We start from the raw sequence: 14,315 nt of genomic DNA, 5'->3' as shown, positions 1-14,315 counted from the left end.
TTATGCAAACGCAAGTAATTTCCCATAAGGATGTTGTTATTAATGATACTCAGCCTGTAAGGGTGAGAGATTTAGCAGATTTGCTTTACTCTATATTTTCATTAGTTCTTACTTGTATTGTTATTTTCTTTGCAATGTATCTTTCTGGTACTACTGCGGGCGTTGAACACGACGCTCGCAGTGCAGGGAAAATGATTATATGGATTATTAATGGCGTACCGTCATCTTTATTACAACAAGGATTGACATTAATAATTGTCTCTCTAGTTTTAGCATCAATGATTAATGCTAAAAAATGGTTTGATACTGTACTGTCTACTCTTACGTTGTTGCTTACGTATCCTGCTGTTTGGGCTATTTCTTATATGCTCGCATCTTTTAAGAACCAATCGTTATTCGCGTCGCTTAGTTCAATTTCAAATTTTCAAGGTAGTGATTCATTCGAATTATTACCAGATATGTATGCTGTTTTAGTTGCTTTTCTTACTGTAAGCGGACCTAGACGTGATAATCGTTTTGTTAAAATATCTTGGCATGCGTTGATTGTTGCATCTCCAATATTAGTTATGACATCTTGGCATCCTTTAGCGGGAGTTTTAGCGTCATGGTGTATTGGTAGAACGATTGGTACATTAATACGTTTTATTAAAGGTACTCAAACTAGAGGTGCTTGGGGTGACGATATTGTTGATGCTTTAAGTAACATCGGCATTGATAATTTAGTGCAGCTCACTAGGCGCAATCAGCAAGCAGATCATTCTGGTATGCTTCGTTCAAGTCTTGACGATGATTTGATTGAAAATTCTAGGCTTTATGACGCTATTGATATTCATGGGAATCGTTATGTGATTTCAGTATTAGACAATCAAGTGCATTTGCCTGGATATATAAACCAGTTATGGCAGTGGATTCGTCTAGTTGATGTCCCTGCTCGTAGGGATTTGTCTGCAAGGCATTCTGTTCATCATCATCTTTCTATGCTTTTGGCTTTACGTAATTTAAGATTAGCTACTGCAAATTTTTATGGAGTAACTGATTTTGAAAAATCATCTATGATGGTTTTTAATGCTGCTAACGCTCCTACGCCATGCAATTTAAACACTATGACAGTTGATGACGCTACTAGATTCATGAGGTATTTGGATATTGCAAATAGTCGAGGAATCACACATAGGCGTATTACTCCAGAATCCTTAGCTCGATTAGAAAATGGAACTCCTATTATTGCAGGATGGCATAATGGTGATGTTGCAAGTGATAAGAACAATATTGCTTTGGATAAAGTTCAATTATTAACTCTTATTTCTGCATGCATTGGAATCGATAATGCTGTAGAAGCTGCTATTAAATCTTGGGGTTGTAACACTCTGTCTGAATTATTGCCTTATATGCAAAAAGCAGCAATTTCTGCTTCTACGCGCGCATTGCCTGCAGTAAATAAAAAGATGCTTGAAGAATTGAGAAATAAAGTAAGCAAGATTGTAGTAGAAGAAGTAGATGAAGAAGATTCAAGTACTATACGCCTTTCGAGATTTAATTTGCGATTCTTTGTAAGCTTGGTTTTAGCAATTGTTGCTATTGCTGTTATTATTACGCAATTACATCCTCAAGACTTGATTAGAGCTTTGCGATTAGCTGACCCAGTTCTAGTAGTGCTTTGCTTTATTTGTAGTATGGTTGCCTGGATTGGTTCTGCAATTACTCTTTCTTCGTTCATGGATGATTCTAAGCCTTCGGCGTGGGTATTGTTCTGCTCGCAGGCTGCTTCCGGTTTTACAGTAGTTTCAATGCCTGCTGGAGTTGGACCTGCATTCGTAAATCTTCAAATTTTGAAAAAGCAAGGATATAATTCAACTGCTTCTACTGCAATTACAAGTGCTGTATGGATGATTCAAGCAATTATAACTGCTTCCGTTATGTTTATAATCGGAATCTTTACAGGTAGAAACGTGCTTTCGGGTATGGTTCCTACACATATGTTTGTGACTGTAATTGGAATAACTACCCTTGTAGTATCGCTTTGTATGATTATCTCCCCTATTCGTAAAAGAATAACTCGTAGATATTTGCCAATTATTTCTGCATATGGATTACAAATCAAAGAGATGATTTCGCATCCCGGTCAGCTTATTGGCGGAATTGTTGGAGCAATTATATTAGTTATTTCAGTAGGAATGGGATATTGGATTTCACTTCTTGCTTTCGGATACTACGCGAATCCTTTCGAAACCATATTACTGTTCTTAATAGCAAATGCTGCAGGATCTGCTATTCCTACACCTGGAGGTCTTGGAGCTGTTGAAGCATCGTTAACATTTGCCTTTACGTCTGTTGGAGTTCCACCAACAATAGCGTTATCTGCCACATTGCTTTATAGATTGATGTTTTACTGGTTGCGCATACCATTAGGCGCAATGTCTATGCATTGGTTAAATAAGCATAATTATATTTAATATTTTCAGTCGATTTATAGATTAATATCGTTTGAATAATTGCATATTTAGTGATTTCGTATATGAAAAAGTTTTTTAAATCTATAAATATGAAAAAATCCTAAAAAAACTTTAAAAAATCACCAAAAATGGCTACATTTGTAGGGAAAATGTACTAATATCTAGTATGAACGTGGTCTTCGAAAAGAAGGCCCCTGACACAAAGGATGCTGCATGGCATACAACAAGTCTGATCTCATTTCGAAGATCGCACAGAAGTCCAACCTGACTAAGGCACAGGCCGAAGCCGCCGTCAACGCATTCCAGGATGTGTTCGTTGAGGCTTTGCAGTCTGGTGAAGGTTTGAAGCTTACCGGTCTGTTCTCAGCAGAGCGCGTAAAGCGTGCTGAGCGCACTGGTCGCAATCCTCGTACCGGTGAAACCATCAAGATTCCTGCCTCCTATGGCGTGCGTATCTCTGCTGGTTCTTTGTTAAAGAAGGCTGTTACCGCCTGAAATTAGCAAGTTCTGCACAGATTTTGTGTGAAACAAATAAAGGGACATGCCGAAGTTGGTTTGTCCCTTTATTTTAATTTCTATTTGTTTTTCTATTTGTTTTAATTTCTATTTATTTTAACTAAAGTTCTTTTACTAATACATGCAGTCTTAGTGTAAGTATTTTTGCAATTCTTTAATCACTAATCCGTTAGAAGCGACAACATCGTTTTCTCGACGCCAATGTATAGAACTGCCATCCCACTGTCTAACAGTACCCTGCGCTTCTTTCACTACAACAGCACCAGCAGAAACACCCGGAATATCCCAATAATGAAGGTGTGGCTCAAAGTACGCATCGTAGGTGCCATCTGCAACTTTACACAAATCTAGAGAAGCTGGGCCAATGCGCTTTATATCAGATGGTCCTCCTTCTAGCGAAGAGACAACATCAAGTGCTCGCTTGGATTCTCCAGGAATATATGACATTCCATAACACACAACAGAGCCTTGAAGAGTTGACGTTGTAGACGGAGTGATTTTTTCTCGCTTTTCACCATTAGGAGTACGGCGTATACGAATCGCTCCTTGACCTTTAGCAGCCAAATAAGTAAGACCTAACGCTGGAGCGTGCACAACTCCAAGAACAGGACGAGCAGAATTTTCTTCATTAAATTCAAACAAAGAAACAGTAAGTGTCCACTCAGCCATATCCCTATTAAAATTAATAGCTCCATCAATGCTTCCAACGCACCAAAAACGCTCTCCTGGAATGCAATGCTCATGTCTATTGCGCCAGAAACCTTGGAAAGCATTAATATAAGTTAAACGATTTTCAATAAAACGTATAATCTTATCCCCAAATTCAGATGATGACTGTGTTTGGTCCCCCAACGCAAGAGAGCTCATATCTCTAGGGCTTAACTGATCCTGATAAGCGTGTTTGCCAACATCTTCTAGAATTCTTGCTACCTCTAAAGCAATCTCACGTAAATTTAATTCTGTCATATTCTCACCTCTATGCAATCAAATCCACACTTTTACTCTTATAAAACTCTGAAATCATTTTACTCAACTCATCGCTTGATACCAAACGTATAAATATTATATTGTCAACACTCCAATAATTTTCCAGATTAAAGAACAATTATCACAATAAAAACATAATTTGTAATAAGTTTTTAACAGATATAATTTAAGATTTATTAATATAACAAGAACAATTCAGAGGATATCATGAACACAGTACTGGAATCTTTTAGTAACAATTTTTATATACCTTTTATAGATACTCCAGGAATTCTAGTTATGGATGTAGACGCGACTCTTATAGATGAAGAAGTTATTGATTTGTTGGGCTATAAGGCAGGCGTTGGGAAAGATATGGAATCTATTACAGCTAGAGCAATGCGCGGAGAAATAAATTTTGACGAGTCTTTGAAAAAACGAGTATCCATGCTTAAAAATATGGATTCAAATTCTTTTGATGAAATTAGAAAAAAGATTCATGTAACTAAAGGCGCAGAAGAATTAATTTATATTCTTCATTCTCACGGATGGAAAATAGGAGCTGTTTCAGGTGGTTTTCATGAAGTAATAGATCCGTTATTATATTCTCTTTCAATAGATTTTTGGGCTGCAAATCATCTTGAAGTCGTTAATGGAAAATTAACTGGCAAAGTTTTAGGCGATATAGTTAACAGGAATTACAAGGCTGAAATGCTATGCAAATGGGCTAGAAATAACAATATAAGCATGAAAAATACAGTTGCTGTTGGAGATGGTGCAAATGATATTTCCATGCTTAATACGGCTCGTTTAGGTATAGCTTTTTGCGCTAAAGATGCTGTAAAAAAGCAAGTATCCCATAGCATTGATATACGTGACTTAAAAGAAGTTTTAAGATTCCTAGAATCGTGAAAAACTAGTTTTTAGCTTTTATAGTTCTATGCTTTTTGTACTTCTATTAAGTTTTCTTGTATCTAAATTTGCGCCTAAATCTCTAGTTAAATTTGTATTTAAATTCTAACTAAATTTGTATCTAGATTTGTATCTAGATATTCTTGCACATATAAAAGCTAAGTTTATTCGCAATATGAATTATCGCTAAGATGTGCGCCTCTAGCCCAATCTGCAGCTTTCATGGCTTTCTTACCTTGAGCTTTAACTTCTTGAAGCTCAAGAACTCCGTTAGAAGTTCCAACCCACACATGATGCTTATCTACAAATAGCTTTCCAGGTAAAAGATTATTAATATTGCGCGAAATAAGATCTTCACTATTAGCTAAAGCGCATTTAAGCACATGCAATTTTATAGGAAGAGAATCTGATTTTGAATCTGATTTTGAATCAAGCGACAAATCTTGGTTCAAATCGTAATCTTGCTTAGCAACTATATTGCACCATGCACCAGGATTTGGTGTACATGCTCGAATTTGACGATCTGCAACAAAAGCCGGCACGTCAAAACGAATATGAGCATCGTCTACAGTTATTTTTTGAGCGACATCATATGAACCAGGATTTTGTTCAACAGGATTTGCGCTACCGGATTCTACCGCACTAAGAGATGCAGAAAGCAAAGGAGCTCCATCTATACTTAGACGATTTAATAATTCGCCAGAAGTTTCATGCTTTCCAATTTCAGTAGTGTATTGAGCGAGAATAGGACCAGAATCCATTCCTTTAGTAATACGGAAAACTGTTGCTCCAGTAATCTCGTCGCCTGCCCATATAGCTCGTTGTACAGGGGCTGCTCCCCTCCACTGTGGCAATAATGAGAAATGTAAATTGTACCAACCTAATGGAACGGCATTTAATACAGACTCGCGCAAAATCTTGCCATATGCGACAACAGCTGCAGCTTTAACGCCTGAATTCTTAATTTGTTCAATGAAAGATTCTTCTTCACTAGGATTTGATTCCCATACTTCCAAGCCTAATTCTAAAGCAGCTTGTTTAACTGGACTTGGTACAAGCTTTCTTCCCCTACCAGTTGGAGCGTCCGGACGAGTAAGAACAGCGCGAATTTCAAAATTCTCAGTGTCTTGTGCTAACAGGCGAAGCGATGGTACTGCAACTTCAGGAGTACCAGCGAACAATAAAGGCAATACCATATAAACTCCATTCAAAATGCGCGCATAAGCAGATTATTAAACGTACTTAATCACTAATCTACTTCTATAGATTTGTTGATTTTAAAAGCATCCGTAAAACAAATCTTAAAGCATTCTCATATAGCAATCTTAAAGCAGCTGTAAAGCAATCGTTTTATTCATTAAAAGCATCTTTAAGTTTGCTAAAGAAACCTTTCTTCTTTAAATCATCTTTTGCAGAACTTTGCTTAGTCTCAACTACATCGCTATCGTGCAAAATAGAGAATTTCTCAATAAGCTTACGTTCCTCTACGCTTAACTTTGTAGGGATAGTTACAGTTATATGCACAATAAGATCTCCGCGTTCCCTATTACTTGAACGCATAACAACAGATCCTAATCCCTTTAATGTAACAACATCCTCATTCTGGCAACCAGCAGGAATAACAACACTTTTATCTCCATCAAAAGTGTGAATCATTGACTTATGTCCTAGAACCGCCCAGCTCATAGGAATATCAATCCAGCAATGCAAGTTATCGCCATCGCGAGTAAATTGCTTATCTTGACGAATAAGAATGTCGATATATAAATCTCCTGCAGGTCCACCGCATTCACCAATTTCGCCTTGAGAAGCTAAACGAAGTCGCGAGTGATCATTAATGCCAGCTGGAATATTTACGCCAACTTCGCGCATGGTACGAATTCGGCCGCTACCCTTACATTTAGCACAAACATTTCTGATGATAGTTCCATGACCTTCACACTGTTGACATGGAGCAGAAGTCATCATTTGGCCAAGCAAAGTTCGTATGACTTTTTGATATGAACCGGTTCCATTGCACATAGGACATGTAATAGGTGGCATACCATCTGCAGATCCATGTCCACCGCAATCAGGGCACAATCCGAAAGTGGAGATTTTAATTTTTATTGTTCCGCCAAAAACAGCTGTTTTCAAATCAATATTGGCTTCAGCTAAAGAATCAGATCCGCGTCGAACTCTAGAAACTGGTCCTCGAGGGCCTCCACCAAAGAATTGAGTGAAAACGCTACCCATATCCATATTGTCGAAATTGCTTTCAGGATTAGGCGCTCCAGCAGAAGGATTGTTAGGATCAACTCCCATATCGTACATACGTCGTTTTTCAGGATTAGATAACACATCGTAAGCGTTATTTACTTCCTTAAACTTATCTTCAAATTCTGGTCCTGCAATATCTGGGTGATATTTACGACTCATTTTTCGATAAGCTTTACGAATGTCATCGTCGCTGGCTTGACGGTCAACTCCTAAAATCTCGTAGTAATTAATCACTATAATCCCTCATTTAGTTCATCAAAATGCATAATGAAACTTTTTTATTTCCCAAACTTCATCTTATTTTTGCATAAGGCAAGGTCAGTATTGTTTTAAATTGCTCATAATAATTTAACTGTTATGAGCAATAAAAGTATTAAGGTATTTTGCAACAGCTTTTACAGCAGACATAGTTGCAACATAATCCATGTGTTGAGGCCCGATAGATCCAATAAATGCTACAGGCGTATTTGTGTGTGAAGGTTCAATATCGCTACTTGTTTTGTTATTTTCGCTAAGATTGTTTTCGCTAAAATCATCTTCACTAAGATTATCTTCTTCACATTCTTCATAATCCCCATACTCGTTAGAAATACAAGAATCGTCATCATCAAGATGCGAGAAGTTTTTATTTTTGCACTCATTACTATTTTCTATAAGGCTCACATCTATATTCATGTTTCTTCTATTGTTAAGTGACGAGCCAATAATAGCTGATTCAGATATAGAAGAATTATAGCCATATGAATTATAGCCATATCCACTTGTGACTACAGATGCGTTAAATAGTTCTGGAGTGTGCGTTTCAGATCCAATAGCAACACTAACTCCATTAGCACAATCGCTCGCCTCCTCGCTTAGAGAAGTCATTAAGCGCATAATAACAGCTTGTTCTTCAAGAGCATCAAATAATTCCGCAAAATCATTAGCATTATTACGATGCGCTAATTGAGATGCTCCAGCTATATAAAGATCATGAGTATGCTCACCTTTATACATGTCATCTAAAGCATTAGCTAAGGATTTAATAACCATGCGCATATTAGAATCGTCAGTGTGAATAGATAAATCTCTTACATACGACGCAGCGCAATCAAATGGAGTATCAGCGCACTTCTTGTTGATATTTGCCGTAAGACCAGAAAGATCCTTAATACTTATATTCCCTATAGGGAGCATATGTTGAGCTACGCTACCAGTGTCTGTAATAACAACTGCAAGTAGAGTGTTTGAGGAAACTTGAACAAGTTCTATATGTCGCACTCTAGATCTTGACAATGCAGGTGAAGCAACTAAAGCAATTTGACCAGTGATAGTAGCTAGTAGACGAGCTGAACGTTGCAATGTATCTTGTAAACTTACTGATCCGCTTAGAAAGTTGCGAATTGCACGACGTTGAGCTTCAGAAAGAGGAATAACAGAAGCTAAGCCGTCAACAAAATAGCGATAACCCTTTTCTGTTGGAATTCTACCAGCAGAAGTATGAGGCTGAACAAGATACCCGTCTTCTTCAAGAGCTGACATATCATTGCGAATAGTTGCTGAACTAACACCTAAATGATGATTTTTAGTTATAGAAGCAGATCCGACAGGTTCTTGTGAACGAATATAATCTTCAACGACCGCTCGCAGTACCATCATGCGTCTCGGTTGCATTGATTTTCCTCTCATATTCTTTTAAGTACGTATTAAAAGTATGTATTATAAGCAAGTTATAAATATGCTATAAGTATGTTATCAAAAATTTGTGCAAGTGACAGTTAATATATTGAAAAAGAATGATAAAAATAACTGATATTGCTAATTTTAGTTATTAAAAAGAAAATCATTTTTTGACACACTTTAAACTCTTTTAGTCTGACGCAAAAGATAGGATGAAATCGCAATGTGAGGGTAAAAACCCAGCGTGAGCTGTGTCTAAAACCCGAATTATTGGAAGGAAAGTAGATCACATGACCGATTTCAACTGGTCTGCATTAGACGAGCGCGCCGTAAAAATGGCGAAGGTTCTCTCGGCTGATGCTGTTGAGCGAGCAGGACATGGACATCCTGGCTCCCCTGTTTCATTGGCACCAATTGCGTACACCTTGTACCAGCACTTCATTAAGCATGATCCAGCTGACCCAAAGTGGGCTGGCCGCGATCGTTTTATTCTTTCTGGTGGTCACGCTTCACTTACGCAATACGTGCAGTTGTTCTTCTCTGGATACGGCTTGACTCTTGACGATCTCAAGTATTTCCGTGGCGGTGCAGACACGCGTACTCCAGGTCACCCAGAATACGGCTTGACTCCAGGCATCGAAATGACTACTGGCCCACTCGGTCAGGGTCTTGCTTCTGCTGTTGGTTTCGCTTATGGCCAGCGCTTCGAGCGCGGTCTTCTCGATCCAGAAGCTCCAGCTGGCACTTCCCCATTCGATCACAAGGTTTGGGTTATCTGCGGCGAAGGCGATGTTGAGGAAGGCGTTTCTTCTGAAGCTGCTTCCTTGGCTGGAAACCAGAAGCTTGGCAATTTGACTGTAATCTTCGATGCAAACCACATTCAGATTGAAGGCGATACTAAGCTCACCTTCTCTGAAGATATTCTTGCTCGTTACCGTGCATACGGTTGGTACACTGATGAAGTTAGCTTCATTCAGCCAGACGGCTCCTACAAGGAAGACGTTCAGGCTTTGGCTGCAGCTATCGAAAAGGCTCAGGAAGTTACCGATAAGCCTCACTTCATTAAGGTTAATACTTTGATTGCTTGGCCAACCCCAGGCAAGACCAACAACGAAGCTTCCCACGGTTCTAAGCTTGGTGAAGAAGCTGTTAAGGGCTTGAAGGAACTTTGCGGTTTTGATCCAGAAGTTTCGTTCCCAATCGACGAAGAAGCTTTGGCTCATGCTCGTAAGGTTGCTGAGCGCGGTTTGGCTGCTCACAAGGCTTGGGATGAAGCTCTTGCAAAGTGGGCTGCTGCCAACCCAGATAAGGCTGCTCTCTACGATCGTCTTAAGGCTGGCAAGCTTCCTGAAGGCTTCGACAAGGCTATTGATGACTTGGTTGCTGGCTTCGAAGTTGGCTCTAAGGTTGCTACCCGTAAGGCTTCTGGCGCAGTTCTTAATGCAATTGCTGCTGTTATGCCAGAACTTTGGGGTGGTTCCGCTGATTTGGGCGGCTCTAACAACACCAACATTAAGGGCGCTGACTCCTTCGGTCCATCCGAGGATGCAACTCGCACTTGGCCAAACGTTTCCGAGTACGGTCGTCAGCTTCACTTCGGTGTGCGCGAGTTCGCAATGGGTGCTATTACCAACGGTATTTTGCTTGGTTCTGACACTCGCCCATTCAACGGCACCTTCTTCCAGTTCTCTGACTACGAGCGTCCAGCAGTTCGTTTGGCTGCTTTGATGGAGATTCCAAACCTCTACGTTTGGACTCACGACTCCGTAGCCTTGGGCGAAGATGGTCCAACTCACCAGCCAATCGAACACTTGGCTGCATTCCGTGCTATTCCTCAGCTTGAGGTTGTGCGCCCTGCAGATGAGTACGAAACTGCTGAAGCTTACCGCTACTTCTTCGAGAAGAAGAACAGCTATCCAACCGCTATGATTTTGACCCGTCAGGGCGTTCCAACTCTCGCTGAGACCGCTGAGAAGGCTCGTGAAGGCGTAAAGCATGGTGCTTATGTCTTGGTTGATTGCGAAGGCACTCCAGACGTAATTATCATGGCTACCGGTTCTGAAGTTCAGTGGGCTGTTGCCGGTGCCAAGACTTTGGCTGCTGAAGGCATTAAGGCTCGCGTTCTTTCTATGCCATCTCTCGAATGGTTCGAAGAGCAAGATGAAGAGTACAAGGAAGCAATTCTTCCAAAGTCCGTCAAGGCTCGCGTTTCCATCGAAGCTGGCTTGGCATTGCCTTGGTACAAGTATCTTGGCGATTGCGGCAAGGCTGTTTCTATCGAACAGTACGGCTTGCAGGGTGACGGCGGTCAGAACATGATCGACTTGGGCATTACTGCTGAGCACGTAGTAGAAGCTGCTAAGGCTTCTATCGAAGAAGCTCGCGCTTAAGATAGAAAGTAAGCAAAATAAAAACTTGATGTATCAAAATAAAATTGATTCATCACAAAACTAGAAGTGCTAATTTAGTAACTTCACAGGAACAGCGATGGCGTGTTGATGCCGAGCTACCGTTGGTTCGACATCAACCGCTGTTCCTTGTAAAAACGCCAAACTACCGACGTGCCCCAATTGGTGGAGCACAGTGTTAAGGAGATAACATGACTGAAGCAACGCAGCGCACCAGCGATTCCGGCGTTTCTATTTGGTTGGACGATTTGTCCCGTACCCGCATTGAGTCCGGTTCTTTGCAGGATTTGATTGCTAACAAGAATGTTGTTGGTGTTACCACCAACCCATCCATCTTCCAGAAGGCTTTGAGCCAGGTTGGTCCATACGATGCACAGCTTAAGGAACTCGGCAAGGTCGACGTTGAAACCGCTATTCGCGAGTTGACCACCACCGATGTTCGTAACGCAACCGATATCTTCCGCGAGATCGCTGAAAAGACCGACTTCGTTGACGGCCGCGTTTCCATCGAAGTTGACCCACGCTTGGCTCACGATACTGCTAACACTGAGAAGCAGGCTGAAGAGCTTTGGGCAAAGGTTGATCGTCCAAACGTTATGATCAAGATTCCAGCAACTTTGGAAGGTCTTCCAGCTATCACCGCTACCCTTGCTAAGGGTATTTCCGTGAACGTAACCTTGATCTTCTCCCTCGAGCGCTACGAGCAGGTTATCGACGCCTTCATCGAAGGTATCGCTCAGGCTGCCGCTAATGGCCACGACTTGAAGCACATTGGTTCCGTAGCTTCCTTCTTCGTCTCCCGCGTTGATACCGCTGTTGACAAGCTCCTCGAAGCTAACGGTTCTGAAGAAGCTAAGGCTCTTGAAGGCAAGGCTGCTGTTGCTAACGCTCGCTTGGCTTACGAACTCTTCGAGAAGAAGTTCGCAGCTGACCCACGTTGGGCTGAGCTTGAGGCCAAGGGTGCTAAGAAGCAGCGTCCACTTTGGGCTTCTACTGGCACCAAGAATGCAGCTTACTCCGATTGCAAGTATGTTGACGAGTTGGTTGCTGAGCATGTTGTTAACACCATGCCAGAAAAGACTTTGAACGCTCTTGCTGATCACGGCAACGGTGCTCCTTCCGTTAAGGGTACTTACGAAGAGAGCCACGCTGTTATGAACAAGCTTGCTGAGCTTGGCATCAACATCAAGGACGTTACCGACAAGCTTGAGGCCGACGGTGTTGCAGCCTTCATCAAGTCTTGGGATTCCGTGATTGCTGACGTGCAGTCCGGCATCGATCGCGTAAACGCCTGATTTGATTAATCAGTAATAAATAAACATAAGCCGCACATGTTCGTGGATTAATTTCCACACATGTGCGGTTTTTGTTTAACTAACGGTTAAAAACGTAAGTAGTAGACCGACCTTTTCCGCAAACTGAAATATCTCCCCTACTAACTAGATTAGATAACAATTGCTTAGCCTTGGTGCTACCCACGTTAAGAATATTTTGCACTTGTTCACGCTTTATCGTTCCATGATTACGTACTGTTTCAATAATCTTTTTATAGCAATCATCAACGCTCATACGCTTATGTGACTTATCAGAATCTTGCGAAAGTGCATTTGTAGTAAGTCCTGAATTATCAGCAAGTCCTGAATTATAAGTACCGTTCACTAAATTTGATGAATCAGTATTAAGATCCGTTTTGTTTTTCACATTATTAGATACAATGTTATTCTTATCGCTTACAAAAAATTCAAGAGTGGTACGGTCAGGATTAAATGACTCACTTAACCTTGGATGAGGTATTCCAGCCCAATCACAGCCAGCTCTAATAGCATCAAATCCGCTTCCTGCACGTTCAACAACAGAAATCAGTGCAAACATTTTAAGCAGTGCGGGATTTCGAGAATCCGAAAAACCTCCAGCCAAAGCCACTTCTATAGGCATACGTAAACACCCAGGATTTGCAAAAGAAAGCTTAAAACCAGTGTTCAAGATATTTGTTTCTATAGAAGATTGTGAAGAACCATCAACATCAGTACTCAAAGCATCATTATATGTAATAACCGTGTTTCCTCGCATATAATAATCAGCATGAATCAACGTGTTTGCAAGGGCTTCTCTAACTGCCATATGCAATGGGGTATCATCAACTCTTAATGATTGAGAATTAAGCGAAAATGGTACATCGATTTTACGAGAAAGGCGCTGCCATACAGTATTCCAAAAATCATAAAGATTACCACTCCACGAACCATCTGAACTGGTAACCCTATGATTCCACCTACTATCAGCATTGGTAATTTCTCTATAGTCGAGAAAATAGTACGGAAATTCCGTAATAATGCACCACTCATGACCAAACATTAAAAGACCTGCTCGAGTGGGATGTAACTTATTTGATTCGTCTTTTGCTAATGCTCCGATTCTCATAAGAAATTCATCTATATCAAGCGTAAGCCAAGGATGTTGAGGACGCACTGCACTTAGCATATTGCGATAGGATCGTACAGTATCCATATCAAAATCGTCAACACTGTGTTGAAGAAGCGGAGATTGATCCATAGAATTTACGCTCGAACCATTGTCTCGGACCATCGCCTGATACTCTTCTTGAGAACATTTGTAGTCGCCTTCAAAATTACGACGATACGTACCACCTATAGGATTTCCATTAATATAAATCGGCTTATCAGAACGATTTGCTCTTGGAACGGTTATGCGAATAATAGATTTATTATTATCCGTTTGCTCGATAGAAATATTTTCTTCAATAAGAATATTTGAACTAATTTTATTCTTATTATTTAGCGTATCCCAAATATCTTTTACCATATGCTCAGGGTTATTCACGCCAACAAGTTGCAAATTATGCTGTGCATCTTCGCTTACACCCAGCAAGATAGTTCCACCATTCGTGTTAGCAAAAGCACAATACGTTTCCCACATATTTCTTGGCATACCATTTGAAGCTGCTTTTGCTTCTAATTGATTGCTCTCTCTTAGAGAAGATAGTGAATTTATATTGAACATTGCGGTCTCGCTTCGTAAGTTATGTTTGTTGCAATATCGTTTTTTAGTTAAGTTTGTAGTTATATTTGCGCCTCAAATCGGACATTTTAAAACTCAAGCATATTTTGCGTCCGATTTACAT

General features: G+C 40.4%; 10 protein-coding genes. 5 read left to right on the top strand and 5 right to left on the bottom strand.

Going from position 1 to position 14,315, the window contains the following annotated elements:
• Positions 1-2 precede the first annotated feature (2 nt).
• The gene (locus BFS05_RS01010; RefSeq protein WP_103084212.1) at positions 3-2,453 is read left to right on the top strand and encodes a lysylphosphatidylglycerol synthase transmembrane domain-containing protein; all 2,451 of its coding nucleotides are present in this window, start codon (positions 3-5) and stop codon (positions 2,451-2,453) included.
• Positions 2,454-2,666: 213 nt separating this feature from the next.
• Entirely contained in the window at positions 2,667-2,948 is a 282-nt protein-coding gene (locus tag BFS05_RS01005; protein WP_103084211.1) for an HU family DNA-binding protein, read from the top strand.
• 150 nt (positions 2,949-3,098) lie between these two features.
• Here the strand turns inward: BFS05_RS01005 and BFS05_RS01000 are convergent, their stop codons facing one another.
• Positions 3,099-3,935, bottom strand: coding sequence for an inositol monophosphatase family protein (locus tag BFS05_RS01000; protein WP_103084210.1), 837 nt, complete (start codon positions 3,933-3,935; stop codon positions 3,099-3,101).
• 228 nt (positions 3,936-4,163) lie between these two features.
• Here BFS05_RS01000 and serB point away from each other — a divergent pair, with 228 nt between their 5' ends.
• Positions 4,164-4,847 (top strand): phosphoserine phosphatase SerB, encoded by a 684-nt coding sequence (serB, locus tag BFS05_RS00995; RefSeq protein WP_103084209.1) that lies wholly within the window; start codon positions 4,164-4,166, stop codon positions 4,845-4,847.
• A gap of 164 nt (positions 4,848-5,011) precedes the next feature.
• Here the strand turns inward: serB and fmt are convergent, their stop codons facing one another.
• From fmt to hrcA, 3 genes are all read right to left on the bottom strand, one after another.
• The gene (gene fmt / locus BFS05_RS00990; protein ID WP_103084208.1) at positions 5,012-6,043 is read right to left on the bottom strand and encodes a methionyl-tRNA formyltransferase; all 1,032 of its coding nucleotides are present in this window, start codon (positions 6,041-6,043) and stop codon (positions 5,012-5,014) included.
• Between the two features lie 154 nt (positions 6,044-6,197).
• Entirely contained in the window at positions 6,198-7,340 is a 1,143-nt protein-coding gene (locus BFS05_RS00985) for a DnaJ C-terminal domain-containing protein (protein ID WP_103084207.1), read from the bottom strand.
• A gap of 114 nt (positions 7,341-7,454) precedes the next feature.
• Positions 7,455-8,744, bottom strand: a complete 1,290-nt coding sequence (hrcA, locus tag BFS05_RS00980) for a heat-inducible transcriptional repressor HrcA (RefSeq protein ID WP_219726410.1) — start codon at positions 8,742-8,744, stop codon at positions 7,455-7,457.
• Positions 8,745-9,055: 311 nt separating this feature from the next.
• Here hrcA and tkt point away from each other — a divergent pair, with 311 nt between their 5' ends.
• Both tkt and tal read left to right on the top strand, forming a co-directional pair.
• The gene (gene tkt, locus BFS05_RS00975) at positions 9,056-11,155 is read left to right on the top strand and encodes a transketolase (protein ID WP_103084205.1); all 2,100 of its coding nucleotides are present in this window, start codon (positions 9,056-9,058) and stop codon (positions 11,153-11,155) included.
• 209 nt (positions 11,156-11,364) lie between these two features.
• A complete protein-coding gene (tal, locus tag BFS05_RS00970) occupies positions 11,365-12,468 on the top strand; it encodes a transaldolase (protein WP_016828836.1) in 1,104 nt (367 codons plus the stop codon).
• Positions 12,469-12,547: 79 nt separating this feature from the next.
• On the opposite strand, the gene BFS05_RS00965 is transcribed toward tal, so the two are convergent.
• Complete coding sequence (locus tag BFS05_RS00965) at positions 12,548-14,194, bottom strand: RNA-binding domain-containing protein (protein ID WP_103084204.1); 1,647 nt, start codon at positions 14,192-14,194, stop codon at positions 12,548-12,550.
• Positions 14,195-14,315: the final 121 nt, after the last annotated feature.

Origin of the sequence: Gardnerella coleohominis (assembly GCF_002896555.1) — a bacterium.
In the GTDB taxonomy this organism is placed as follows: Bacteria; Actinomycetota; Actinomycetes; order Actinomycetales; family Bifidobacteriaceae; genus Bifidobacterium; species Bifidobacterium vaginale_F.
The sequence above is the reverse complement of the archived record's forward strand: the minus strand, read 5'-3'. Positions and strand labels throughout refer to the sequence as shown.